This window comes from Streptomyces nodosus (assembly GCF_008704995.1).
GTDB classification, from domain to species: domain Bacteria; phylum Actinomycetota; class Actinomycetes; order Streptomycetales; family Streptomycetaceae; genus Streptomyces; species Streptomyces nodosus.
In genome coordinates, this window is record NZ_CP023747.1 from 838,858 (window position 1) to 862,576 (window position 23,719).

Annotated in this window: 21 protein-coding genes and 1 pseudogene; 8 read left to right on the forward strand and 14 right to left on the reverse strand. The window is 71.9% G+C overall.

Going from position 1 to position 23,719, the window contains the following annotated elements; genetic code table 11:
• Nucleotides 1-9 precede the first annotated feature (9 nt).
• Nucleotides 10-1,050, forward strand: coding sequence for a LacI family DNA-binding transcriptional regulator (locus tag CP978_RS03770; protein ID WP_043437512.1), 1,041 nt, complete (start codon nucleotides 10-12; stop codon nucleotides 1,048-1,050).
• Here CP978_RS03770 and CP978_RS03775 read toward each other — a convergent pair.
• Nucleotides 1,047-2,006, reverse strand: coding sequence for a Vgb family protein (locus tag CP978_RS03775; RefSeq protein ID WP_227745307.1), 960 nt, complete (start codon nucleotides 2,004-2,006; stop codon nucleotides 1,047-1,049). The two genes, CP978_RS03770 and CP978_RS03775, sit on opposite strands and share 4 nt — an antisense overlap.
• A gap of 305 nt (nucleotides 2,007-2,311) precedes the next feature.
• Between CP978_RS03775 and CP978_RS03780 the strand changes: the two genes are divergently transcribed.
• Both CP978_RS03780 and CP978_RS03785 read left to right on the forward strand, forming a co-directional pair.
• A complete protein-coding gene (locus tag CP978_RS03780) occupies nucleotides 2,312-4,777 on the forward strand; it encodes a SpoIIE family protein phosphatase (protein WP_150478138.1) in 2,466 nt (821 codons plus the stop codon).
• Between the two features lie 67 nt (nucleotides 4,778-4,844).
• A complete protein-coding gene (locus CP978_RS03785) occupies nucleotides 4,845-5,384 on the forward strand; it encodes a hypothetical protein (RefSeq protein ID WP_043437514.1) in 540 nt (179 codons plus the stop codon).
• Here the strand turns inward: CP978_RS03785 and CP978_RS03790 are convergent.
• Nucleotides 5,357-5,905: a PaaI family thioesterase gene (locus tag CP978_RS03790; protein ID WP_052453999.1), complete on the reverse strand. Its 549-nt coding sequence runs from the start codon at nucleotides 5,903-5,905 to the stop codon at nucleotides 5,357-5,359. The genes CP978_RS03785 and CP978_RS03790 overlap by 28 nt on opposite strands.
• 89 nt (nucleotides 5,906-5,994) lie before the next feature.
• Here CP978_RS03790 and CP978_RS03795 point away from each other — a divergent pair, with 89 nt between their 5' ends.
• Nucleotides 5,995-6,462 carry a winged helix-turn-helix transcriptional regulator gene (locus CP978_RS03795; protein WP_043437516.1) on the forward strand — a complete coding sequence of 156 codons (468 nt, stop codon included), beginning with the start codon at nucleotides 5,995-5,997 and terminating at the stop codon, nucleotides 6,460-6,462.
• A gap of 71 nt (nucleotides 6,463-6,533) precedes the next feature.
• Here CP978_RS03795 and CP978_RS03800 read toward each other — a convergent pair whose 3' ends face one another.
• The 4 genes from CP978_RS03800 to CP978_RS03815 all read right to left on the reverse strand — a co-directional run bounded on the left by CP978_RS03800 (nucleotide 6,534) and on the right by CP978_RS03815 (nucleotide 10,656).
• Nucleotides 6,534-6,881, reverse strand: a complete 348-nt coding sequence (locus CP978_RS03800; protein ID WP_043437518.1) for a DUF1330 domain-containing protein — start codon at nucleotides 6,879-6,881, stop codon at nucleotides 6,534-6,536.
• A gap of 144 nt (nucleotides 6,882-7,025) precedes the next feature.
• A complete protein-coding gene (locus tag CP978_RS03805; RefSeq protein ID WP_052454000.1) occupies nucleotides 7,026-8,483 on the reverse strand; it encodes an FtsW/RodA/SpoVE family cell cycle protein in 1,458 nt (485 codons plus the stop codon).
• 136 nt (nucleotides 8,484-8,619) lie between these two features.
• Nucleotides 8,620-9,798 carry a rod shape-determining protein RodA gene (gene rodA / locus CP978_RS03810; protein ID WP_376697988.1) on the reverse strand — a complete coding sequence of 393 codons (1,179 nt, stop codon included), beginning with the start codon at nucleotides 9,796-9,798 and terminating at the stop codon, nucleotides 8,620-8,622.
• Between the two features lie 342 nt (nucleotides 9,799-10,140).
• Nucleotides 10,141-10,656, reverse strand: coding sequence for a YceI family protein (locus CP978_RS03815; RefSeq protein WP_043437522.1), 516 nt, complete (start codon nucleotides 10,654-10,656; stop codon nucleotides 10,141-10,143).
• Nucleotides 10,657-10,778: 122 nt separating this feature from the next.
• Between CP978_RS03815 and CP978_RS03820 the strand changes: the two genes are divergently transcribed.
• The gene (locus CP978_RS03820; protein WP_043437524.1) at nucleotides 10,779-11,279 is read left to right on the forward strand and encodes a MarR family winged helix-turn-helix transcriptional regulator; all 501 of its coding nucleotides are present in this window, start codon (nucleotides 10,779-10,781) and stop codon (nucleotides 11,277-11,279) included.
• Nucleotides 11,280-11,785: 506 nt separating this feature from the next.
• Nucleotides 11,786-12,481, forward strand: coding sequence for a DUF1963 domain-containing protein (locus CP978_RS03825; protein WP_227745309.1), 696 nt, complete (start codon nucleotides 11,786-11,788; stop codon nucleotides 12,479-12,481).
• 173 nt (nucleotides 12,482-12,654) lie between these two features.
• Here CP978_RS03825 and CP978_RS35495 read toward each other — a convergent pair.
• Nucleotides 12,655-12,990: pseudogene (locus CP978_RS35495) on the reverse strand (helix-turn-helix transcriptional regulator); the annotation flags it as partial.
• 253 nt (nucleotides 12,991-13,243) lie between these two features.
• On the opposite strand from CP978_RS35495, the gene CP978_RS03835 reads away from it, so the two are divergent.
• Nucleotides 13,244-13,615, forward strand: a complete 372-nt coding sequence (locus CP978_RS03835; protein WP_043437526.1) for a hypothetical protein — start codon at nucleotides 13,244-13,246, stop codon at nucleotides 13,613-13,615.
• A gap of 72 nt (nucleotides 13,616-13,687) precedes the next feature.
• On the forward strand, nucleotides 13,688-14,017 hold the full coding sequence (locus tag CP978_RS03840) for an antibiotic biosynthesis monooxygenase family protein (protein ID WP_043437527.1): 330 nt from the start codon (nucleotides 13,688-13,690) through the stop codon (nucleotides 14,015-14,017).
• Between the two features lie 226 nt (nucleotides 14,018-14,243).
• Here the strand turns inward: CP978_RS03840 and CP978_RS03845 are convergent, their stop codons facing one another.
• The 7 genes from CP978_RS03845 to CP978_RS03875 form a co-directional block, all read right to left on the reverse strand.
• Nucleotides 14,244-15,419, reverse strand: a complete 1,176-nt coding sequence (locus CP978_RS03845; protein WP_043437528.1) for a GDSL-type esterase/lipase family protein — start codon at nucleotides 15,417-15,419, stop codon at nucleotides 14,244-14,246.
• Nucleotides 15,420-15,518: 99 nt separating this feature from the next.
• Nucleotides 15,519-16,088 (reverse strand): TetR/AcrR family transcriptional regulator, encoded by a 570-nt coding sequence (locus CP978_RS03850; protein ID WP_043437529.1) that lies wholly within the window; start codon nucleotides 16,086-16,088, stop codon nucleotides 15,519-15,521.
• 190 nt (nucleotides 16,089-16,278) lie between these two features.
• Nucleotides 16,279-17,241 carry an ABC transporter permease gene (locus tag CP978_RS03855; RefSeq protein ID WP_052454002.1) on the reverse strand — a complete coding sequence of 321 codons (963 nt, stop codon included), beginning with the start codon at nucleotides 17,239-17,241 and terminating at the stop codon, nucleotides 16,279-16,281.
• On the reverse strand, nucleotides 17,238-18,194 hold the full coding sequence (locus CP978_RS03860) for an ABC transporter ATP-binding protein (protein ID WP_043437530.1): 957 nt from the start codon (nucleotides 18,192-18,194) through the stop codon (nucleotides 17,238-17,240). The genes CP978_RS03855 and CP978_RS03860 overlap by 4 nt, the downstream gene beginning before the upstream one ends.
• The gene (locus tag CP978_RS03865; RefSeq protein WP_043448088.1) at nucleotides 18,191-18,619 is read right to left on the reverse strand and encodes a GntR family transcriptional regulator; all 429 of its coding nucleotides are present in this window, start codon (nucleotides 18,617-18,619) and stop codon (nucleotides 18,191-18,193) included. Before CP978_RS03865 ends, CP978_RS03860 begins: the two co-directional genes overlap by 4 nt.
• A 101-nt stretch (nucleotides 18,620-18,720) precedes the next feature.
• Nucleotides 18,721-19,497 carry a BPL-N domain-containing protein gene (locus tag CP978_RS03870; RefSeq protein ID WP_227745310.1) on the reverse strand — a complete coding sequence of 259 codons (777 nt, stop codon included), beginning with the start codon at nucleotides 19,495-19,497 and terminating at the stop codon, nucleotides 18,721-18,723.
• Complete coding sequence (locus CP978_RS03875; RefSeq protein WP_063839038.1) at nucleotides 19,494-23,666, reverse strand: Pls/PosA family non-ribosomal peptide synthetase; 4,173 nt, start codon at nucleotides 23,664-23,666, stop codon at nucleotides 19,494-19,496. The genes CP978_RS03870 and CP978_RS03875 overlap by 4 nt, the downstream gene beginning before the upstream one ends.
• Nucleotides 23,667-23,719 lie beyond the last annotated feature (53 nt).

Sequence of the window (23,719 nt, forward strand, 5' to 3'; positions counted from 1 at the left end):
GGTGCGGGCATGAGCAGACGGGCCCCGACGCTGGAGGACGTCGCCCGGCAGGCGGGGGTGTCACGGGCGACGGTCTCCCGGGTCGTCAACGGTGTCCGCAATGTCGACCCGGCCCTCCAGGAAGTGGTGCGCCAGGCGATCGAGCGGACGGGTTACGCCCCCAACCGTGCCGCACGCTCGCTGGTGACCCGTCGCATCGAGACCGTCGCGCTGGTGGTCTCCGGGGCGGGCGACACCTCCGAGGAGGCCCAGAGCGCCTTTGCCTCACGGGTGTTCTCCGATCCCTTCTTCGGCCGGGTGGTCGGCGGCGTCGTCAGCTTTCTGCGGCCGCGCTCGATGCATCCGGTGCTGATGTTCGCCGAGTCGGCGCAGGCCCGGCAGGAGGTGCTGGCCTGTCTGCGGCAGGGCCGGGCGGACGGTGCCCTGGTGGTGTCCACCCACGCCGACGACCCGCTGCCCGCGCTGCTGGCCGAGGCACGGCTCCCGGCGGTGCTGTTCGCCCGGCCCTCCCGGCCGGTCCCGCTCAGCCAGGTGGACCTGGACCACCGGGCCGGGGGCCGGCTCGCGGCCGAGTGCCTCCTGGAGCGCGGCTGCCGGGCACCGGCCACCGTGTGCGGGCCGCTGGCCGTGCCCGCGAGCCGGGAGCGGCTGGCCGGGTTCCGCGACACGATGGCCCGTCACGGCCACCCCCGCATACCCGTCGTGGAGGGCCGGTTCACCCGGGACAGCGGTATCGCCGCGACGGCACGGCTGCTCGCCGAGCATCCGGAGGTGGACGGGGTGTTCGCCGCCAACGACCTGATGGCCGAGGGGGTCTGCGAGGTGGCGCGGGAGCGGGGGCGGCGGGTGCCGGACGATCTCGCGGTGGTCGGCTTCGACGACTCCGGCGTGGCCCTGGCCTCCCGCCCCGCCCTGACCACGGTCCGCCAGCCGGTGGAGCGGATGGCGGCCGACATGGCCCGCCTCCTGGACGAACACATCCGGGGCGTGCGCGACCGCCCGGCCTCCGTGGTCTTCGCTCCGGAACTGGTGAGACGGGCGTCGGCCTAGAAGACCCGGCGGGCCCGCTCCGGATTGATGGGCCGGCTCCGCACGGGAGCACGCCGGACGTGCTGTGGATCCACCCGGGCGACCGCCCCCGTCTCCAGGGCCACCCAGAGCGCGCCGTCGGGCCCGAGGGCGATGCCATGGGGTTCGGACGACGGTGAGGGAAGGTCGTACTCGGTGATCTCGCCGTGCTCGGTGATACGGCCGACACGGTTCGCTCCCCATTCGGTGAACCAGCAGTCCCCGGTGGCGGCCGCGACAACGGCATGGGGTCGGGCCGTACGGTCCGGGAGCGGGAACTCCTCGATCTCGCCGTCCACCGAGATCCTGCCGATCCGGCCCGCCCCGATCTCGACGAACCACAGGGCCACGCCGTCACCGGTGATGCCCACGGGTGCGGCACCGGGGGTGGGGAGGGCGTGGACGGCGATGTCGCCGTCGACGGTGATGCGGCCGATCGCGTGCGCCTGGTTGAGGGTGAACCACAGGGCTCCGTCGGGGCCCGCGGTGATCGCCGAGGGGATGCCTCCCGCCAGGGGAAGGGGGAACTCGGTGATCTCTCCCTCGGTCGTGATGCGGCCGATCCGGTCGGTGTTCATCTGCGTGAACCACAGCGCACCGTCCGGACCGGCGGTGATGCCGAAGGGTCCGCTGTCGGGCGTCGGCACGCGGAAGGACTCCGTCTCGCCGTCGACGGTGATGCGGCCGATCCGGTGGTCCTGGTAGCGGGTGAACCACAGTGCCCCGTCGGGTCCCTGGGTGATGACGGTCGGGCGGCACCCGGGCGAGTCCAGGGGGTGTTCCTCGACTTGTCCGTCGAGAGTGAGCCGCGCGATGCGACCGCTGTGCACGAGGGTGAGCCACAGCGCGCCGTCGGGTCCGGCCGTGATGCCGTAGGGTCCCGCGCTCCGGTCCGCCACGCAGATCTCCCTGACGGCCGGGGTTTCGGAAGAAGGCACGGCGACTCCTTGCGGTGACGGGGATCGGTCCGCGGGAAGGAGGTCGGTCCCGGAGCCGATCGCTGTCGCACCCTGCCCGCAGGAGCGCCCCTGACGCAACTGCGTTTCCGCGGGGTCGGATCCGCCGCGGACGGCGGCGCTCCCGGCCCGTCCGCGAAGGACCTCACGGACCGCATCTGAGCGGCGGGGCCGCCGAGGGCGAGCCTGGCGCGCCGTGCGGAGGGAGAGCGGCGGGCGCCTCGGGGACACCGGCCGTCCGGTCCGTCGTGGACGCCACCGTGCGTGTCCGGCCGGGGACGCGTTCAATGGAAACAGACCTATCCCGTGCCGCGGGGGTGAGGCGGACGAGTGCTAACCCTGCTTCCGGCTTCGACGGGCGGCCGCCGGACGGCGGTGCGGCCGTGGTGCTGGACGGCCACGGGAACGTAGGCGCCTGTACACCCGCCGCCGAGGAGCTGCTCGGCGCCCCGGCCCGGGAGCTGTGCGGCCGCCCGCTCGCCGAGCTGTTCGTCGGGGCGGACACGTGGTTCCCGCCGGGAGCCGGGGCACCGGCACCGCCGGTGGGCCCGGTGGTGCTGCGCCGTCGCGGCGACCCTGCCGTGGAGGTGCGGCTGGAGGTGCTGCCGCTGGCCGGCGGGGGCGGCGAGGACGGGTACGTCGTACGGGCGGTGCCAGCCGCCGTGGCGGCGGCCGGGGAGCAGGACGAGGCCCTGGTCCGTGCCCTGTTCGGGCAGACCGAGATCGGGCTGACCCTGCACGACGCCGATCTGCGCATCGTACGGACCAACCGCGCCGCCGGGCTCGAACTGTCCGCCGGGGCGGGGTTCGAGCCGGTCGCGGTGCCGCTCGGCGAGGTACTGGTGCCGAAGGACGCCCAGATCGTCGAGGCACAGCTGGAACGGGTCGCGCGGACCGGGGAGCCGATCTCCGAACGGCTGGTCAGGGTGCACTGCCGGAAGGCCCCCGAGCGGGAGCTCGTCGTCCTGATGTCGGCCATGCGGCTGGAGGACGGTGAGGGCCGCTGCGTCGGTGTCGCCATGACCTTCAGCGACATCACCGAGCGGCATCGCGCCCAGCGCCGCTCCGCGCTGGTCAACGGGGCCGAGAAGCTGCTGCTGGGGTCGCTGGACATCGTCCGTGTCGCCCAGGGGCTGGCCGGGGTGCTGGTGCCCGAGTACGCGGATCTGGCGGCGGTGGACCTCACGGAGGCGGCGCTGGTGGGTGAGGAGCCCGGCGACTACTCGCTCGGTGCTCCGCTGCGCCGGGTGGCGGTGGCGGCCCGGCTCGGCGGCTGGCCGGCGGAGCTCCTGCCGGCCGGCGCCTCGCTGCGGGTCCGGGATCCGCGGAACGAGCGCGTCTACCAGCGCACGACCGTGTGTGTGCCGGATCTGTCGGAGCTGCAGGCCGCGCTGGCCGACGACGCCGAGGCGCGTCGTGCGGTGCTGCCCGACGAGGCCGCCTCCCTGCTGCTGATGCCGCTGCGGGCGCGCGGGAGGCTGCTGGGCGCGGCGGTGCTGTGGCGCGACGGCGGCCGCCCCCGTTTCGACGAGGACGACGTCGCGCTGGGCACCCAGGTCGGCGCCCGGGCCGGGATCAGTCTGGACAACGCCCGGCGGTACGCCCGTGAGCATCGCGCGGCCGAGGCGCTGCAGCGCAATCTGCTGCCGCAGGAGGTGGTCCGGGTGAGCGCCGCCGAGGCGACCGGCTCCTATGTGCCGGCCGGCACCGCGGCCGGGGTCGGTGGGACCTGGTTCGATGTGATCCCGCTGTCCTCCTGCCGGGTCGCCTTCGTGGTGGGCGATGTGGTGGGGCACGGGGTGGAGGCGGCCGCGGCGATGGGACGCCTGCGGACCGCGGTGCAGACCCTGTCCGACATGGATCTCTCCCCCGAGGAGCTGCTGACCCACCTCGACGATCTGGTCACCCGGATGTCGGCGGCGGAGCGGACGGGGCCGGTCGCGGCGCCGGGCGGCAGGCAGGGCACCTTTCTCGGGTCCACCTGTCTGTACGCGGTGTACGACCCGATCACCGGGGTCTGCACCATCGCCAGCGCCGGACACCCGCCGCCCGTGCTGTCCGTTCCCGGGCGGACGGGCGCCGAGTTCGTGGAGATCAAGCCGGGGCCGCCGCTCGGCGTGGGCGGACTGCCGTTCGAGCCGGTGGAGTCCGTGCTGGAGCCGGGGACACTGCTCGCCTTCTACACCGACAAGCTGCTGGCGCACGGTGAGGACGGCACCGAGCAGCGGATGCGACAGCTGCGCGATCAGGTGGAGGCCGCCGCGCTGGAGGACAGCTCTCCGGCGGAGACCGGGCGGACGGTGCTCCGGCATCTGGTGCCCGAGCCGCCCGCCCATGATGTGGCCCTGCTGACGGCCCGGCTGCGTGCGCTGCCCCCCGAGGCCACCGCCACCTGGGAGTTCCCGGCCAGCCCCGAGGCCGTGTCCCGGGCGAGGGAGGCGGTCTCCGCGCAGCTGACGGCCTGGCAGCTGGACGATCTGGCCTTCAGCACCGAACTGATCGTCAGCGAGCTGGTGACCAACTCCATCCGGTACGCGGGCGGTCCGGTGGGCGTGCGGCTGATCAGGGACAAGACGCTGATCTGCGAGGTCTCCGACCCCAGCCAGACCCAGCCGCGGCTGCGCCGTGCCCTCCTCACCGACGAGGGCGGCCGGGGGCTCTTCCTGGTCGCCCAGGTGTCCCAGCGCTGGGGCAGCCGCTACACCCGCCATGGCAAGACCATCTGGACCGAACAGGCGCTGACGCCCGACTGAGGCGCGGCGGTGATCCGGGGCACGACCGTGCAGGGCGTCACCCCGGACGACACGACCAGGAGGACGTATGCCCGGTGACCACATAGACCGATCCGACGGTGACCGGCGGCCCGGGCTGCGGGACCGGTGGCGCCGGGTGGTGGACGACAACACCACCGCGACGGAGCGCTCGCTGATGGCGACCTGGCTCGCCTTCGGTGTCACCTTCGGCGCGGCCCGGCTGGTCACCCACGGCATCCGGGGGAAATGGCTGCCGTGGGGCAACATCTCCGCGGGCGGCACACATCTGCACCACTACAACCTCGGCATCGCCACGCTGGCGGGCGTCGGTCTGGTGGCGGTGCGCGGCGACCAGGCGTATGTCGGCCATCCGGGGGTCGGTGCCGCATACGGTGCGGGTTCGGCGCTGATCGCCGACGAGTTCGCCCTGCTGCTGGACCTGAAGGACGTCTACTGGGCCAAGCAGGGGCGGATCAGTGTGGATGTCTCGCTGGGCATCCTCAGTGTGCTGGGGTTGTATCTGACGGCGGCGCCGTTCTGGCACGAGCTGACCAGGACCACCCGGGATCATGTCCGCGATCAGGTCCGCGAACGCTTCACCTCCTGAGGCTCCGTCCCCGTCTCGGCGGGTGCGCTGTTCGAGGGCACGGGGAAGAGCATGCAACTGCTGGTGGCGTGGGCGAGCAGCCGGTCCGTGGAGTCGAACAGCTCGGCCTGGGCGAGGGCGGTGCGGCGACCCTGGTTGAGGACCGCCCCGACGGCGCGCACCTTGCCGGTGTCGACGGTGATCGGGCGCAGGAACTTCAGGTTCAGATCGAGCGAGGTGTATCCCGTGCCCGCGGGGAGAACGGACTGCACGGCGCAGCCGGCGGCCGAGTCGAGCAGGGTGGCGAAGACACCGCCGTGGACGCTGCCGATGGGGTTGTAGTGCTCCTCCCCCGGTTCCAGGGTGAAGACGGCATGGCCGAACTCGACCTGTTCCAGCGCGAATCCGAGGGTCGCGGCGATGGGCGGGGCGGGCAGCCGGCCGCTCAGCACGCCCCGGAGGAAGTCCAGACCGCTCTGCTGCCCGACCGCGGCGGCGGAGACGCGGGGATCCTCCCACTCGAACGTGCGTGACCTGGGCATGGCCGTTCCCTCCTCGACTGGCTTCACCGGCCGAAGCTAGCCAGTGGACCATCTGGCTGTCAATCTCGAAGTCAGCCTACGATGGGCCCATGACCTGGCTTGAGACCAGCACCGAGAACTGCACGGTGCAGCGCACCCTCGACCTGATCGGTGAGAAGTGGTCGCTGCTGGTACTGCGCGACGCCATGAACGGGGTGCGCCGCTTCGACGACTTCCGTCGGCATATGGGACTGTCCGAGGCGGTACTGGCGGCCCGGCTGCGCACGCTGGTCGCCGCCGGGATCCTGGACACCGTGCCGTACCGGGAGCCGGGCCGTCGCACCCGGCACGAGTACCGTCTCACCCGCAAGGGCTGGGAGCTGTGGCCCGTGATGATCGCTCTCAAGCAGTGGGGCGACCGCTACACCGCGGACCCGGAGGGGCCCCCGCTGGACGTCCGCCACCGTGACTGCGGCGAGCCGCTGGAGGCCGTGGTCGTGTGCGCCGGGGGCCATGGTCCGCTCACCCCACGCGAGGCCGCCGCACGACCCGGCCGCGCGGCGCGCGCCGTGAGCTGAACGGCTCTCCGGCCGCGGGCTCCCCCGGCCGACCGCCCGACGGGGGCCACGGAGCCCGCCCGGACCCGGGGTCATTCGGAGGGCAGGGAGCCGCGGAGCGCCAGTGCGGTGACCCCGGGGTCGTAGCCCTCGGGGACTCCCTCGACCAGGATGATGTCGCCCTCGATGTGCCGGGAGCGCAGCGGCGCGATCTCCCGGTAGGCGGGTGAGTCCCACCAGGCCCGCGCCTCGGCGATCCCCGGGAAACCGATCACCACGACATGTCCGGGCCAGCTGCCCTCCTTCACCTCGTGCCGTGTGCCGTGCACCAGGAAACGGCCGCCGTACGGCGCGAAGGTGGCGCCGATCCGTTCGATGTATGCGGCGACCTCCGGGTGCGGGGCGGCCTCCTGCAGATGGGCTATGGCGTAGGCGGGCATGGCGTCCTTCCGCTCGGTCGGGCTCGGTACGCCGACGATCGTGGCACGCGCCCGCTCCGGGGTCGATGACTTCCCAGGTAAGCGCCGGGCGGCTGACCTGCCGTCACCTCCCGGACGGCGCTCGCCGCGGACGCCGGAGCCCTGTCAGGGTGCAGGAGACCCGGACGGCCGGGCGCGGCTGTCGGCCACGTCCGCCCGGGTCCGGACGATCTGTGTCTCGGCGGCGCTCAGATCCAGGGACGGCGCCGGCAGGGGGCGGCGCGCGGTGTCGCTGACCTTGACGAGGAGGGCGACCAGAAGCCAGTTGGCCACCATGGAGGAGCCTCCCTGAGCCAGGAAGGGCAGGGCCTTGCCGGTGAGGGGGATCAGTCCGGAGACACCGCCCACCACGACGAAGACCTGGAGGACGAGCGAGGCGGCCAGGCCCACGGCGAGCAGTTTGCCGAAGGGATCGGTCACCGTGATCGCGGTGCGCAGCCCCCGTTCGGCGAGCAGCGCATAGAGGAGGATCACGGCCGTCACACCGGTCAGGCCGAGTTCCTCGCCCACCGTGGTGAGGATGAAGTCGCTGCGGCCCGCGAAGCCGATGAGTTCCGGGTGGCCCTGGCCGAGGCCGGTGCCCAGGATTCCGCCGGAGCCGAAGCTGAACAGGGCCTGGGCGGCCTGGTCCGAGATGAGCCCCGCCGGGCGCTGGTCCGGTGGCAGATAGATGTCCATGGGGTGCAGCCAGGCGACCACGCGCCCATGGACATGGGGCTCCAGGGAGCCCACGACGAAGGCCCCGACGGCGAACATGAGGACACCGAACAGCACCCAGCTGGTCCGCTCGGTGGCGACGTACAGCATGATCACAAAGAGGCCGAAGAAGATCAGCGACGTCCCCAGGTCCCGTTCGAGGACCAGGACCAGCAGGCTGAGGATCCACACCGCCGCGACCGGGCCCAGCTGCCGGCCCCGCGGCAGATACATGCCCATGAACCGTCGGCCGGCGAGCGCCAGGGCGTCCCTGCGCAGCGTCAGATAGCCGGCGAAGAACACCACGATGACGATCTTCACGAACTCGCCGGGCTGGAAGGAGATGGGCCCCAGGAAGATCCATCGCTTGGCGCCGTAGACGTCCCCCGGGTAGAAGGCGGGCGCCATCAGCAGCACCAGTCCGACGGTGATGGTGAGATACGGATACTTCTGGAGCTTGCGGTGGTCCTTGAACAGCATCACCGCCCCGATGAACACCGCCACCGCGACGGCGCACCACATCATCTGCCCCGAGGCCGCGGTCGCCGAGTCGTAGCGGCTCTCATAGGCGATGTCGAGACGGTGGATGAGGATCAGACCGAGACCGCTGAGCAGGGTGGCCAGCGGCAGGATCAGCGGATCGGCGTGGGGGGCGAACCGGCGTACGGCGGCATGGCAGGCCAGCGGCAGCACGGCGGCGACCGCGAACCATGTCCACAGGCCCGGCGGCAGTTCCCCGGTGGTGGCCAGGGCCACCTCGGCACTGCCGTACCCGCAGATGAGCAGGGCGCCCAGCAGCAGCGCCAGTTCCACGGTGCGGGGGCTCGGACTCCCCCGTCGCCCGGCCGGCCCACGTCGACCGCTCATACACGTCCCCCCGATGAGATCCGCCCGCCCGCACCTGCCGATCGGGCGCGGGAACCAATAAGATGCACGATTGCGCAATGACGCAACTGTATCTCACCCCACCCACTGACCCGACGGGGAGGAGCGAGGCGAACCCTCAGGCGGACAAGGGGCGTTGCAGGCGGATCCCCTGGAGGATGCCGACGGCGATCCAGCCGGCGAACATCGACGAGCCGCCGTAGCTCACAAAGGGCAGCGGCAGGCCGGTGACCGGCATGATGCCCAGATTCATGCCGATGTTCTCGAACGCCTGGAAGGCCAGCCAGGCGACGACGCCCGCCGCGACCACCGTCCCGTACAGATCGGGGCAGGCACGGGCGGTGCGCAGCGCCCGCCACAGCACGACGCCGAGCAGGGCGATCAGCGCCCCGGCGCCCACGAACCCCAACTCCTCCCCGGCCACACTGAAGACGAAGTCGGTCTGCTGTTCGGGCACGAACTGCCCGGTGGTCTGCGCACCGTGGAAGAGTCCCTGCCCGAGCAGCCCTCCGGCCCCGATGGCGATGCGCGCCTGGCTGGTGTTGTAGCCCACGCCGGAGGGGTCCAGGGCGGGGTCGGCGAACGCGGCGAACCGGTTGACCTGGTACTGGTCCAGCAGATGCAACTGCCACACCAGCACGGCGCCCACCAGGCCGGACACCAGCAGGGCGGCGACCCAGCGCACCGACGCGTCCGAGGCGAGCAGCACCCCGAGGACGATGACCCCGATGCCCATGAACTGCCCGAGGTCCGGGGTGAGCAGGACGAGGAGGGCGGGAACGCCCGCCACCGCCAGGGACTCGAGCACACTGCGGCGGTCCGGGCGGCTGCGGTCGCCCGTGTCCACCTTGGTGGCCAGCAGCAGTGCCATCGCCAGCACGATCGTGACCTTGACGAACTCCGCGGGCTGGATCGAGACCCCGGCGACGACGATCCAGCGCCGCGACCCGTTGATGGTGGCGCCGACCGGGGTCAGCACAAGGAGCACCAGCAGCAGGGTGACGCCGTACAGCACGGGCACCAGATCACGCAGTCGGCGTGGGCCCAGCCACACCGTGAGGGCGGCCAGGACGATCCCGATGGCGGTGTTGAGGAGGTGGCGCACCAGGAAGGCGTACGGATCACCGTCCGTCAGCTGGGTGCGCCCGCGGGTGGCGGAGTACACCAGCACCGCCCCGAGCAGAGACAGTGTCAGCGCCGCGCCGAGCAGCGGCCAGTCCAGCCGCCGCAGCATCGAGCCGAGGGCCGACCGGGCCCGTGTCCCCGACACCCCGGGCCCCCGCCGCCCCGGGGACACGCTCCCCGTTCTCACCGCCACCCTCCCGTTCACCCTGCTCACGGCCGTACGGGCCCCTCGGCAGCCGACTGCGCGGGACCCGGCGGTGCGGAACGCTACCATCTGTCACTTGCGCAACTCATTGATCTTAAGCGTGTTGTCCACCCCCTATGACCAGTCGTGGACAAGGTGCTCGGCCCGAAGCGGACCGAGCGTTCCGCCCGGGCCTGGCGCAGCGCCATGCTCAGGGGTTGATGCACGACGAACCCCCGGCGTGTGGCCGGAGGTTCGGGCGCGCGTCGGTGTCAGTCGGCGGCGTGGGATACGAGCAGGGCGGTTTCCCACCGACCCGGCGGGACGGTCTCAGGATGCCGCGTGAACGAAGTGGAGGGATCCGGTCACGGTGGTGCGGCCGCGGATCATGCCCAGCTGGTTCCAGCCCATGCCGAACTGTTCCCGGTCCACGGTGAACTCCGCCACGAGCGTGACCGCGTCGGCGTTCGCCTCGGTGAAGTGCGCGGTGAACGACTGCGGACGGCTGATGCCCCGCACGGTCAGCTGACCGGCGACCTGGATCGCCTTGTCGTCCCCGGGAGTCGCGCTGCGCACGGCAAAGGTGATCTCGGGGTGCCGGTCTGTGTCGAAGAAGTGGGGGGACCGCAGGTGTGTGTCGCGCTTGGCGTTCTCGGTGTCGAGGGAGGCGGCGGCCAGGGTGATCGAACCGCTGGCGGACCCGTCGGGGCTGACCTCACCCTCACCCTTGAGGCCGGTGAAGATGCCCTTCACGGTGACCATGCCCCACATCGTCTTGTGCTGGACACCGACGGTGGAGCGGGCGGGATCGAGCTGCCAGGTGCCAGTTTCGACTGCCACAGTCATGAAGTCCTCCTGGAGGAATGCGTGGGGTGAAGGCGGGGACACGGTGACACTAGTCATCCAAATTTGAACGACTGCAGGCTAGCCGATACTGCAAATTTGAACAACAGATACACTGGGGCACCATGGCCGACTCACCCATCCCCGCCGACCCGCCCGGACACGACGCGACAGGCGAGTCAGCCCTCCTGCCACCCGAACTACGGGCCTGGATGGGGCTGCTGGCCGCGGCTGGCGCGATCGAACAGCAACTGCGCGCCCGCGTGAAGAAGACACTCGGCGTCTCCCACGACGAATTCCTCGTGCTGTGCCTCCTGGCCGACGGGCCCGCCACCGGCCTGCGCATGACGCAGATCGCCGAACACCTCGGCCGCCCCAAGACCCGGCTCACCTACCAGGTCGCCTGCCTCCAGCGCGCCGGACTCATCACCCGCAGCACCACCTGCGGCGACCGGCGCGGCATCCAGGTGACGCTCACCGACAAGGCACGGCAGCTCCTGAGGGAAGCCTCCCCCGCCCTGGCCGAAGCCGTCGCCCGAGCCGTCAAGGGGCTGGAGGGCCCACACGAGTGCGCAATGATGCAAAATCTGCTGCCGAAGCCGACGGACGCCGAAGACATCACATAGGCCCCCTACGGGACCGCTTGTGCACTGGCGGGGTCCCTAGGAGACGGGTGAGTTCCTTCGCCCGCTCGACGCGGGAGCGGTGAGGTCCGCGATGCGACGGGACCCGAGGCCCCGTCCGCGCTGTCTGGCTGCGTAGGCGACAACGGAGAGCGTTCGTCGACAGATGTGGAGAGCGGCTGCTGAGCCCGAAGTGCCAAAATGTTGCCGCGTTTTGAGAGCGCCCGTGCGTCGCGTCGCCCTGAACACCAGCTCGCGGCGACGGGGGAGCCTGAAATGGGGGATCGCGGGGACGGGTGGGTTGACTGTCAGTCCCCGGTCCTAGAGTCCGATGCATGGTCCGTCGCACCCCCACCCGCCCCGTGGACGTGGAAAAGCTCTTCCCTGAGCTGGTCCCCTTCCGCCGTGAGTCCGTCCGCCTTCACCCGCGCGCCGGCTCTCCTTCCTGCTACGACAGTTCCGTTGGAGGGCCACTGCTGTGGCCTGTGGCAGAGCCATGGCCGGTCTGCGTGGAGGAGCACTTCGACCCCGACACCGTGAGCGAGCTCCAGGCTGCCGTGCCCATGGTTCCCATCGTCCAGGTCCACCAGGCGGACGCACCCGGAGTCCCCTTCCCGGAGGGAACCGACCTGCTGCAGGTGCTGTGGTGCCCTTATGCGCACGGCGAGTACTGCTACCCCCTGCCGCAGGTGCACTGGAGGGACTCTGGTGCCATCAAAGACATACTGCCGACTCCGGAGCCGGTGGAAGCCCTCCCGAAGGACTGGTATCCGGACCCGTGTGTGGTCCACCCGGAGCAGGTGACCGAGTACCCCAGCCGGGACCTTTCCCGGGACACGCATGACGCGTTGCATGCCCGTTTCGAAGAGCTGAAGGCAACGACCGGCCTGTACTACTCGTATCACTTGGCTGAGGCGCCCGGGATCAAGCTGGGCGGATACCCCGGCTGGACACAGGAACCCTGCTGGCCCGACTGCGAAGCCTGCGGTGACCGCATGGAGCACTTGCTGACCGTCGCGAGCGAGGAATTCGACGGAGAGTCCTGGCGTACGTGGCTGCCGGTGGAGGACAGAACCGACAGCGGTTGGACAGAAGCCGCGGACAATCCCGCAGGCTTGTGCCTCGGCGACGTCGGAGGCGTGTACATCTTCGAGTGCCGAACCTGCCTGGACCGCCCCATCGGGCACTGGTTCGACTGCTCGTGACTGGCAGAGGACCGCAACCAGGCGCCCGCCCCCACACACAGCGGCCTCCGTACCGACGGGCGGTATGACAACCCGACTATCACCGACATAGCCACTCTGTCGGTGCCGCGAATGAAGTGCCTCACGAGCCGGAGTGTGTGGTGGTGAGCGGTGGTGTTGAAGGGTGAGCCGTAGCCGACGGCGTCGGCGATCTGGGCGAGGGTGCGATCGTCGGTTCGCAGGTGGTCGCGGGCGAGCGTCATGCGCCACTCGGTCAGGTACTGCATGGGGGCTTGGCCGAGTGCCTCCCTGAACAGCCGTGCGAATGCGGCGCGGGACAGTCCGCTGGTCGCGGCGAGTTCGGGGACCGTTTCCAGGCAGTCGGCCCCCGGCTCGTGCCCGATGTAGTGGTTCGGCCCGCCGCGCACCAGCGCAACGGTTCCCGGTGTGAGCTCCACCGGCCGGCCAGGGGTGTCCAGCCAGAGGTAGGCACGTCCGCATTCCGGGCGGCCCGGCGCTCCACGCGGCACCAAGGTCGACCAGAGCCAGGAGGACCCGCAGGTCGCCGGTCAGCAGATGGGGTTCGGGCCGTGCCGCACACCGCGGGTCAGCCTTTCGGGGGAGTCATGGGGGAACGGCGCGGCCCGTCGATACGGCGGACCTAGAGTTCACCTCACCGCGGATGCCCGACATAACGGGCGAACCGCATGTTCGAGGAACATGCCGGAACATGCCGGAGTCGGCCGACCACCGACCCCGCATCCGAAGAGGGGAAGCGAACCCATGAACACACGCAGGCGCATCGCAGTCGGCCTGGCCGTGACGGCGCTGCTGGGCGGCGGCCTCGCCCTGGCGCCGGGGGCGGCCGCCGCCCCTGGGACGCCGAGGGCCGATTCCTGTACCACCAACTGGTCCGTCTCCAGCCACGAGGGCTACGCCAACGGCAAGTGGTGCAACTACAACACCAAGGTCATCGGAACGGTCCATGACACCAAGGCCGACGGCCGATGCCCGTTCGTGCGCGGTCTGCTGCGCGGCGGAGGCCATGTCGACAGCAACTGGGCGGGCCCGAAGGGGCACTCGACGGCGGTCCGGCTCAACGCGCCCCGCGGTAAATCCTTCTCCGAGCTCCAGATGAGGTACATCAACTGCTGAGCGCCCACCGTGAAGCCCCGTCGGGGACGAGCCGCTCGCCGTCTCCCGGTCGTCTTGCGGCAGGATGGGGGCATGAGCGTAGTCAAGATCAACGTACTCACGGTCCCCGCCGAGCAGCGGGAGACGCTGGAGAAGCGCTTCGCCTCCCGCGCCCATGCCGTGGAGAGCTCCGACGGGTTCGAGTGGTTCGAGCTTCTCCGGCCCGTGGAGGGAACCGACGACTACCTCGTCTACACCCGCTGGCGTGACGAGGAGTCCTTCCAGGCCTGGTTGGAGGGTCCGATGAAGGCGGCCCACCAGGGCGGCGGCGCGGAGAGCGGCGAGCGCCCCAAGCCGGCGGCGAGCGGATCCACGCTGTGGTCCTTCGACGTCGTCCAGCAGGCCGCGCCGAAGGGCGCGTGACCGCAGCCGACCGCGGCGCCGTCGACGGCCGGGGGGTGCAAGGGCCTCCCGGCCGTCGGGCGTCATGCTCCGCCGACCGGTCGAGCCCGGTGAGGCGGAGGCAGTGGGCGCCGGGGCCGCGGGCAGTGTCCCCCGGTGCTCCGGGGCCCGTCCCCGGCAACGGCAGGGCGGGCGGCGCGCCCGAACGCGCCGCCGCCGCGGCCTCGTCGGGGCGACAAGGCCGGGGTCAGCCGGTCTGCGCGGCGAAGGGGCCGTCGGCGCCGAACGCGAGCCGTACGAAGTTCTCGGCGATGCGACGGTGTCCCGCGGGGTCGGGGTGGACCTCGTCCGGCAGCGGCAGTTCGGCGTAGTCCGCCTCGCCGTACAGCTCGCGGCCGTCGAGATGGTGCAGATGCGGGTCGTCCGCCGCCCGCTGGGCGACGATCCGGGCGAGTTCCTCGCGGATGACCCGGAGCGTCAGACGCCCGGCGGCGCGCTCGGCGGGGTCTCCCGTGGCCTTGAACCGCGCGGTCCCGCCGTCGAAATCGGGCGCCAGGGGGCCCGGGGTGTCCTCCTGGACCGGGCACAGAACGGCGGACACGACCAGCAGCGGTGCGGTCGGATGCCCCTCGCGGAGGGTGTCGAGGAAGCCGTGGACCGCGGGGCCGAAGGCGCGCAGCCGCATCGCATCGGCGTTGACGACATTGATGCCGATCTTGACGCTGATCAGATCCGCGGGCGTGTCCCGCATCGCACGGGCGGTGAAGGGGTCGAGCATGGCGCCGCCGCCGAACCCCAGATTGACCAGTTCCACTCCGCCTCGGGCCGCGGCCAGGGCGGGCCAGACGGCCGTCGGGTGCGCGGCGTTCGAGCCATGGCTGATGGAGCTGCCGTGGTGCAGCCACACCCGGCGCCCGTGGTCCGGGGCCGGCTCGACCGGCGCGTCCGTGCGCAGGGCGATCAGCTCGGTGGTCTCCGTGTGGGGGAGCCAGATCTCGATGTTCTTGTCCTGGGCGGGCAGACCGGTGAACCGGGCGGTGCCGGGAGACCCCGGACGCAGTTCCACGGACTGGGTGGCCATGTCGATCATGCGGACATTGCCGCCGGCGACCGTGGCCTGGGCCGTGAGATGCCCGTCGACCAGCAGGTCGTACACGCCGTCCGCCGGAGCCGGGAACCCCCGGTAGGCCCGCTTGGTGGGGAGCGCGTCCAGTTCGACGGTGGTGGCCCTGGTGCGCACGGCCACCCGCACGCCGGACGGCTGGGACTCGGCCATGGCCAGTTGCTCGTCGGGAATCTGTCGGCGGGCCCCGGCGGGCAGCCGGTGCGGCAGCAGACCGTGGGCCGTGTGCTCCACGTCGAGGGCGCCACGCAGGAGGTCCGCAGTGACGGGTGTGATGATCCAGTCGTGCTCGGTGCTCATGGCCCAACCTCTTGATCGAGATGTCCGGAGTGGTTCGGATGCGCCGGGGCGCGGGCGCGACCGGCCGCCTCCGGCGGTGCGCCTCCTGGTGCCTGGGGGTCAGGATGTGGCGCGGTTCCGCAGCAGGGCGTCCAGGGAGTCCACGATCCAGGACCAGGACTCCTGCGGGTCGACGGGAGTGTGGCTGAAGCCTCCGCCCAGCTCCAGGCCGATATAGCCGTGGACGATGCCGCCCAGCATCCGGACGGCATGCGTCTGGTCCGGTTCCGCCAGGTCGTAGCCGCGCAGGAGCGCCCGCGTCATCTGCGCGTGCTTGACACCGGCGCTGGCGGCCGCGGTCTCGGGGTCGAGCCTGAGCTGGGCGGCGGCGTAACGGCCGGGGTGCTCCCTGGCATAGACGCGATAGGCGTCCGCGAAGGCGGCCAGGGCGTCCCGGCCGGCCCGCCCGGCGAGGGCGACGGCGACCCGGTCGGAGAGTTCCTCCAGGGCGAACAGGGCGATCCTGGTCTTCAGATCCCGGGAGTTCTTCACATGGGAGTACAGGCTCGCCACCTTGACGTCGAAGCGCCGGGCGAGCGCCGAGACGGTCACCTGGTCGAAGCCGACCTCATCGGCCATCTCCGCCCCCGCCCGGGCCAGACGTTCCGCATTCAACCCTGCTCGAACCATGACCTTCCTCCCTGCTGACGACAACCATTATGCAGCTTCCTAATACTTTTAGGCAAACGGCGTCAGGAGCAGGGGACGGGATCCATCGGGCAGGGGTGGTGGCCGGGGCACAGGACCCGCCGTCCCAAGAGGAGACAAGAGGAGAGAGGAGGCGGGGGCGCCGTCGTGACGGCGCCCCCGTCGAAGCCCGTCAGAAGGCCCTGCGCCGCACCACCGCACAGGTGACGGCGACGGCCGCGACGGCGCAGATCAGCAGGAGGGCCGACTCGACGCCCTGCATCGGCCAGAACTGATCCTGCGAGTGGTACTGCTCGAAGACGGTGCCCGTGCGACAGCCGGACGGGGTGGGGCACCGGTGGTAGGGCAGCCAGGAGCCGTCCGCGCGGACCACGCCGTCGCTCAGCATCCACACCTCCCCCTTCAGCTGGTAGCCACCGTGCCCGACCCAGGTGCGCACCGGGAGCAGATGGGGCCGCACCCACAGGAACAGGGCGTCGAGACCCGCGCAGAGGAGCAGTGTCAGGCCCATCGCGGGCAGGGTGCGCCGCACCAGGAGGCCCATGAGGATCCCGACGGCGAGAGCCAGCAGGGCGAAGGCCACGGGCACGATGCCGAAGGTGGAGTAGACCGGGGTCTCCCAACGGCCCCAGTAGTTCTGCGCGGTGGCCCCGCGGGCGGCCGAGCGCACCCAGGCCGCGGCCAGCGAGCAGCCCACCGCGGTGACCAGCACGACGGCGGCGGGGACGGCCAGTTGGGCGGTGAGCCAGCGGGCGCGGGAGAGCGACTGGGTCAGCATCAACCGGTGGGTGCCCCGCTCCAGTTCCTGCGCGATCAGCGGCGCGCCGATGAACGCGCCCATCAGCAGCGGCAGGGCCATCAGGGCGAACTGGAAGTACTGCAGGGCCGTTTCGGCGTTCGCCAGCTGGGCGAACGCCGCATCGCAGTTCCCGCCCGCCCGGATGCACGCGTGGGCCTCCCCGGAGGCCCGGAACAGGGCCGCACGGTCGGCGGCGGCCCAGCCAAGGACGGCGAGCAGGACGAGGCCCGCGGCCAGGAACAGGGGCCGGTGCCTGCGGGTCATCGTGCGCAGCAGCCCCGAGGGGGACGCGACCGGCGACGTCCGGGTGCCGGCGGACAGGGTCTGTGCGCTCATGCCGCCGCCCCCGTCCGGCCGGCCGTGCCCGCCGTCGACGCGGTGCCGTCCGCGGGGCGGGAGCTCCAGGGCGGGGCCTGGGGGGAGCGCAGGTAGGACATCAACACGTTCTCCAGGGAGGGTTCTTCGCTCTGCCAGGGGCCGCCCGGCGCGGTGCCGTCGCCGCGTACCAGCAGCGTCGCCTGCCGCCCGCGGGTGCGGGCCTCCACCAGGCCGGGTACGTCGGCGACGCCCCGCTTCCCGGGGGCGGGCTCGGGGGCCGGCCCGGTGAGCAGCCGGTGGTCGGCGAGCACATCGTCGACCGGTCCCGACATCCGTACGAGGCCGCCGTCCAGCACCAGTACCTCGTCGGCCACGCCCTCCAGTTCGGCCAGGACGTGTGAGGACATCAGGATGCTGGTGCCGCGCTCGGCGGCGTCGGCCATCAGCACGGCGGTGACATGGTGGCGGGACAGGGGGTCCAGATCGGCCAGGGGTTCGTCCAGCAGCAGTACGTCCGCCGCCTTGCCGAGCGCCAGGGCGAGGGCGACGCGGGTGCGCTGCCCTCCGGACAGGGATCCGACCCGCACGTTCCGGGGGATCCGTTCGTCGAGCATCCGCTCGGCGAGTTCCGGCCGCCAGCCGGGGTTGAGATCGCGGCCCATCGCCAGGGTCTCGGCGACGGTGAGCCGTCCGTACAGCGGCTTGTCCTGCGCGACGAACGCCATCCGGGCCCGTCCCGCGTGGCTGCCCGGGTCCTCGCCCAGCAGCCGTATCGTCCCCCGATGCGGGCGCAGCAGTCCCGCGGCCGCCTCCAGGAAGGTGCTCTTGCCCGCGCCGTTGGGGCCGATCAGCGCGCAGACCCGGCCTGCGGGCACCTCCACACGGACCCCTTGCAGTACGGCCTTTGCGCCCCGCCGCACGCTCAGACCGTCGGCCCGTACGGCCGCCGCGCCCTCCGTCCGGTCGGTCATGTCGTCCTCGCCTTCTGTGCCCGCGCATCGGCTCCGCTCTCTGCGGCACCGTCGGCGAACTCCCGTTCCACCACGGACGTCACCAGTGCGATGACGTCCTCCTGCTCAAGACCGGCCTGACGCGCCCGGGCCGTCCACCGCACCAGCTCCGCCCGCAGTTCGCTGTCCGTCTCTCCCATGCCGAGCGTGCGCAGCACAAAGGTGCCGAGCCCCGGACGTGGTTCGACCAGACCCGAACGTTCCAGTTCCCGATAGGCCTTGAGCACGGTGTTCGGGTTCACGGCGGTGGCCTCCACCACCTCGCGCGCGGTCGGGAGCTTGTCCCCCGGCCGCAACAACCCCAGCCGCAGCGCCTGTTCGGTCTGCCGGACGATCTGCTGATAGGTGGGAACCCCACTGCGCCGCTCGATGCGGTACTCGATCATCACCACCACCCTTTAACTAACACATTAGTGGAAGATAGGAAGTGGTCCGCCCGGTGTCAAACGGAGCTGTGCGGGCGCGCGCCGCAGACACGCGGGAAGAGCTACCGCCCGGGAGCGTTCAGTGCCGTCTGAACGAGGTCCAGGGCCAGGTCATGGGTGTGCTGGACCGGAAGGGAGTAGTCGGCGAACCAGATGTCCGTGGCCTCCGGGTGGGGTCCCGTCACCGCCACCCGCCCGGCGCCGAACCCGGTCACCAGCGCGGCGGGCGTGCCGTTCGGATAGGTGGCCAGGACCGTGGTGTCCGCGTCCTCGGCGCCCTCGTCCAGGACGAAGTACGGGCCGTCCTGGAAGAAGACCGTACGGGGCCTGCCGCGCCACTCCACGTCCACCAGGGTGTTGCTCTCGTCGTGGACCGTGCACCCCGGTGAGGAGATGTACTGGTCGCAGTCGCCGGGCAGCAGATCGAACCCCGGGGTCGCCCCGGCCAGATATCCGCCCAGGCAGAAGCCCAGATAGCAGCCGCCCTCCCGAACGAAGTCACGGATCGCCGACCGCCGGCGGCGCAGTCGGCGATAGGCGGGGGAGAGCGTGCCGCCGCCCGGCTGGGCGTACACCCGGGCCCGGGAGAGCGACTCGGCCGACAGCGGCAGCTCCTCGTCGGGGCCGGTGAAGCGGACGTCCAGGTCCCAGGGGCCCGAGGCGAGCAGTTCCGCGACCGCCTCCGGGCAGCCGGGCAGCGAGGCCCGCCCCCGGTAGACGAGGGCGAGCGGGCGCCGTCCGGACGGGGCGGACGACGGTTCGGCAGCCCGTGGCCGCTCTCCGCCCCCGGACCTGGTGCCCCGACAGGCAACGTTCGCCCCGTCCGCCGGCCTGCTCATCGCCGCGCTCCCGTGCTGCGTCCTCGCTCCGACGGCGGCGGTTCGCCCGGGTCGGCGATGGACCGCTCTTGCATCCCCTCGGTGGGCAGCCCCTGCCACATCGTGCCCGGGGCCAGCTGTTCGCCCTTCATGACCAGGGACAGCGGTCCGAGTCTGACGCCCTCGCCCACCACCGCGTCGTACAGCACGATGGCGCGGGTGCCGATGCTCGTACCGGACCGGACGGTCACCGTCGACATCTTCATGACCCGGTCTTCGAACAGGTGTGTCTGCAACGAGACATTCACGCCGACCGCCGCGTCGTCGCCGACCTCCACCAGATCGAACTCGGTGAGGAAGGTGGTGCCGATCCAGGTGCGCCGACCGATCCTGGCGCCGAACAGCCGGAGCACCCGGGGCAGGAACGGGGTTCCCGCCAGGGCCCCCACCCCGGCCGGGACCGCGGCGCCCTCGAAGAGACCGGTGACGAACTCCGTACGCCGGACGAAGAGGTTCCACAGGGGCTCGACCCGCGGCCGGTACCGTCCGACCACGAGGTGCTTGACGGTCACACAGCAGACGAGGGCGGTGAGCACGGCGCCCACCACGAGGCCGGGCGACACCACGGCCACCGCCGCCGTCACCCCCGCCCGGGGGGCCAGTCCGGACAGCACCCGCAGATAGAGATAGGCGCTGATCTCCAGCACCGTCGGGGGCACGACGATCCGGAAGAACTCGATGGCCAGGCGGCCCAGCACCGCCTTGCGGGGCGGCCGGTAGGTCAGTTCCTCGGGGTAGGGGCCGCTGCTCTGACGCACCGGCAGCCGCAGTGCGGGCGAGCCGAGCCAGGTGGTGCCCTCGGGCACCCGGTCCGGGGGCGGCACGGTGCCCACCCCGACCAGTGAGCCCGTCCCCAGCTCCGTTCCGGCCGGTACCAGCGCCGCATTGCCGACGAAGGCGCGGCTGCCCACCTCGGTGGGCCCGAACGCCACCCGGTCGGCCGCGAACGCGGCGGAGCCCACGCTCGCCATGTCGGCGACGAAACTGGCCTCCCCCAGGGTGAGCAGATCCGGGTCGATGTACGCGGTGGTGGACACCTCGGCGCCCCGGCCCACGCGCGCCCCCAGCAGCCGTAGCCACGGCACCGTGTACAGGGTGGCGTAGAGCGAGTTGGTGAAGGTGAGGCTGTCCTCGAGGAGCTTGTCCGCGACCCACTTGCGTACGCCGAGCGAGGAACGCGCCGGCTGGATGCCGAGCGGTATCCGGGGCAGCACCAGGCGCTTGCCGAGGGCCACGACGCAGCACACCGTGACCACCCATACGGGGCCGGACACCAGGGTGGCGGCCAGTCCGGCCAGGGTGCCCCAGCGCAGCCAGGCGAACCAGAACAGCGCGATGCTCGGCCCGGCCATCACCAGCACGGCCACTTCGAGGAACAGCAGTCCGAGCAGCGCCGCGGCCCAGTGCCGTGGCCGCCAGGGGTCCAAGTCGCCGTCCCGTTCCAGCATGGTCTCGACGGCGGGTGTCAGGGCCTCGACGGGGCGGCCCGGCGATCCCGCCCGGCGCGCTCCCTCGGGGACCGCCTCGCCCTGGCCGATCAGGGACTGCTCACCGAGCCCTGCCCGGCGGCCCAGGGACGCACCGGGTTCGAGCACCGCGTTGGCGCCGACGTACGACCGCTCGCCGATCGTGATGGGGGCGACCGTGACCCAGCCGTCCACCACCTCCCAGGGGCGCAGCGAGGCCCCGTAGCCGATCGCGGCGTCGTCGCCGATGCGCAGCAGGGCCGGCAGGGCGATCATGCCGGTGGCGATGGTGGTGCGGGCTCCGACACGTGCCCCGAGCAGGCGCAGATAGGGGGCCATCAGGGGGGAGCCGCTCAGCACCCGTAGCGGGCTGAAGGCGGCCAACAGCAGGTTCAGCGCCCACAGCCGCAGATAGGTCGCCCCCCACAGGGGATAACGGCCCGGGCCGATGCCGGCCGCCAGCGGACGTGCGAGGACGACCGGGACGATCCAGCGCAGCAGCAGATATCCGGCGATCAGGGCGAACGCCGGCTCCGCCAGCCGCCAGCCGGAGACAGCGCCGTGGCGGGTGGCGTAGCTGACGGCCACCGGCAGGGTGAGCAGGACCAGCAGCAGGTAGAACGTGCCGGCCTGGGCCAGTCCGGCGAGCGCGATCCGGCCGCGGCCGTGGCGGAGCGCCTCCGCGCGGGGCGGCGATGCGGTCGTGGTGCCGGCGGTGGTTTCCGAGGCGCTCAGCCGTGCCGCCAGCGTCCGCACGGTCGGATGTCCGTAGAGGTCGCGCAGGGTGAGGCCGGTGCCGTCGTCCTGGCCGCGCAGCAGCGACACGGCGCGCGCCGCCAGCAGGGAGTGGCCGCCGAGGTCGGTGAAGAAGTCCGCCTCCGCCGAAAGCGACTCCGGGGCGATGCCGAGGACCTGGGCCCAGACGTCCCGCACCCGGGTCTCCCACGCGCCGCGGGCGGGCACCACCCGGCCGGTGTCCCCGAGCCTGCGGCCGCTGGGGGCGGGCAGCCGCCGGCGGTCGACCTTGCCGCTCGGCATGGCGGGCAGCCGGTCGAGGACGTCGAGGAAGGACGGCACCATATAGGCGGGCAGGGTGCGGCGCAGACGCTGGTTCAGGCGGACGGCCAGGGTGTCGTCCGGGGCGGTGCCCGCGCCCCGGCCGTCCTTGTCCGGACGGTGTGCGGTCCGGCCGTTCGTGGCGGGCACGACATAGGCGGCGAGAACCGTGTCGCCCTCGCCATCACCGTCGCCCCGGCCGGCCGTGTCCCGGTGTTCCGGGGTCGGTGCCGCCACCAGCGCGGTGACCGCCTCGGCGACCCCGGGGTCCTCCAGCAGCACATCGTCGATCTCGCCGAGCGCCACCCGGTATCCGCGGATCTTCACCTCGGCGTCGGCCCGCCCCAGATACTCGATCTCCCCGTCGTCGGTGATCCGGCCCAGGTCACCGGTGCGGTAGAGCCGTCCGCCGCGGGGTGCGAGACGGTGCTCGATGAAGCGGTCGGCGGTCAGATCCGGTCTGCCCACATAGCCGCGGGCCAGCCCGGGACCGCCCAGGCAGATCTCCCCGACGGCGCCGCGGGGGACGGGCCGGCACCGCTCGTCGAGCAGCACCGCCGAGTAGGTCGGCAGGGGCCGCCCGATGGTCACGGGCCGGCCCGGAAGCAGCTCCGTCCAGGTCGCCGTGACGGTGGTCTCGGTCGGTCCGTAGGTGTTGAGGATGCGGCGTCCGGGCCCGCTCCACCGCTCGACCAGCCGCCCCGGACATGCCTCGCCCCCCACCACGATGCTGCGGATCCGCGGCAGGTCCCGGGGGATGGTGGCCAGCAGCGTGGGCACGCAGTACAGGACCGTGATCTCGTGCTCCTCCAGGAAGTCGGCGAGTTCGTCGCCGAGCCGCCCGGGGCCGGTCGGTCCGGCGACCAGCGTGGCTCCGGCCATCCAGGTCGGCCAGATCTCCTCGACGGAGAAGTCGAACGAGATGGTCATGCCCTGGTAGACCCGGTCGTGGGCCCGTACGTCGTAGACGGGTGTCACCACCCGGAGGAAGTTGCAGATGCTCGACTGGGCGATCTCCACCCCTTTGGGCCTGCCGCTGGATCCCGAGGTGTAGGTGATGTAGGCGAGCGGGTCGCTCTCGGCCCGGCCCGCGGCCGGGATCACGGAGGGCGGGCGGGCCGTCGGCCGGGCCGCGAGAGCCTGCGCCCAGGTGTCGACCCGTATCACCCGGCATCCCCCGGCCTTCTCGGCCCCCGCCGCGGCGTCCCCGAGGGCGGATGTGGTCAGCAGTACGGCGACCTCCGCGTCGCCCAGGATGAACGCGATCCGGTCCGGCGGTGACGCCGGGTCGATCGGTACGAAGACCGCCCCCGCCTTGCCGATGCCCAGCAGGCACGCATACAGGTCGACACAGCGCGGCAGCATGACCGCGACGCGTGATCCTCTCGCGACGCCGAGAGCGCGCAGCTGGTGGGCGACCTGGTTGGCGCGGGCGTCCAGTGCGGCGTAGGTCAGTCGCTCCTGTTCGCACTCCAGCGCCACGGCCGACGGTGCGCGGTCACAGGTGGATTCGAAGAAGCGGTGCATACGGCCGTCCACGTCCGCCGTGCCCGGGCCGGTGTGACCGCCGGGCGGGACGACGAGCGGGGCCTCGGTGTGGGAGGCCATGGGCTCCCTCTCTCCCGTTCACCGGGGAACCGGTCTGTCCCCGATACCTACTC

Coding starts and splice junctions, on each gene's coding strand:
- CP978_RS03835 (WP_043437526.1), top strand. CDS start 13,244: ATGAACACACGCAGGCGCATCGCAGTCGGCCTGGCCGTGACGGCGCTG.
- CP978_RS03865 (WP_043448088.1), bottom strand. CDS start 18,619: ATGATCGAGTACCGCATCGAGCGGCGCAGTGGGGTTCCCACCTATCAG.
- CP978_RS03800 (WP_043437518.1), bottom strand. CDS start 6,881: ATGCCCGCCTACGCCATAGCCCATCTGCAGGAGGCCGCCCCGCACCCG.
- CP978_RS03815 (WP_043437522.1), bottom strand. CDS start 10,656: ATGACTGTGGCAGTCGAAACTGGCACCTGGCAGCTCGATCCCGCCCGC.
- CP978_RS03855 (WP_052454002.1), bottom strand. CDS start 17,241: ATGAGCGCACAGACCCTGTCCGCCGGCACCCGGACGTCGCCGGTCGCG.
- CP978_RS03820 (WP_043437524.1), top strand. CDS start 10,779: ATGGCCGACTCACCCATCCCCGCCGACCCGCCCGGACACGACGCGACA.
- CP978_RS03845 (WP_043437528.1), bottom strand. CDS start 15,419: ATGAGCACCGAGCACGACTGGATCATCACACCCGTCACTGCGGACCTC.
- CP978_RS03860 (WP_043437530.1), bottom strand. CDS start 18,194: ATGACCGACCGGACGGAGGGCGCGGCGGCCGTACGGGCCGACGGTCTG.
- CP978_RS03785 (WP_043437514.1), top strand. CDS start 4,845: ATGCCCGGTGACCACATAGACCGATCCGACGGTGACCGGCGGCCCGGG.
- CP978_RS03850 (WP_043437529.1), bottom strand. CDS start 16,088: ATGGTTCGAGCAGGGTTGAATGCGGAACGTCTGGCCCGGGCGGGGGCG.
- CP978_RS03875 (WP_063839038.1), bottom strand. CDS start 23,666: ATGGCCTCCCACACCGAGGCCCCGCTCGTCGTCCCGCCCGGCGGTCAC.
- CP978_RS03780 (WP_150478138.1), top strand. CDS start 2,312: ATGGAAACAGACCTATCCCGTGCCGCGGGGGTGAGGCGGACGAGTGCT.
- CP978_RS03840 (WP_043437527.1), top strand. CDS start 13,688: ATGAGCGTAGTCAAGATCAACGTACTCACGGTCCCCGCCGAGCAGCGG.
- CP978_RS03805 (WP_052454000.1), bottom strand. CDS start 8,483: ATGAGCGGTCGACGTGGGCCGGCCGGGCGACGGGGGAGTCCGAGCCCC.
- CP978_RS03795 (WP_043437516.1), top strand. CDS start 5,995: ATGACCTGGCTTGAGACCAGCACCGAGAACTGCACGGTGCAGCGCACC.
- CP978_RS03790 (WP_052453999.1), bottom strand. CDS start 5,905: ATGCCCAGGTCACGCACGTTCGAGTGGGAGGATCCCCGCGTCTCCGCC.
- CP978_RS03770 (WP_043437512.1), top strand. CDS start 10: ATGAGCAGACGGGCCCCGACGCTGGAGGACGTCGCCCGGCAGGCGGGG.
- CP978_RS03870 (WP_227745310.1), bottom strand. CDS start 19,497: ATGAGCAGGCCGGCGGACGGGGCGAACGTTGCCTGTCGGGGCACCAGG.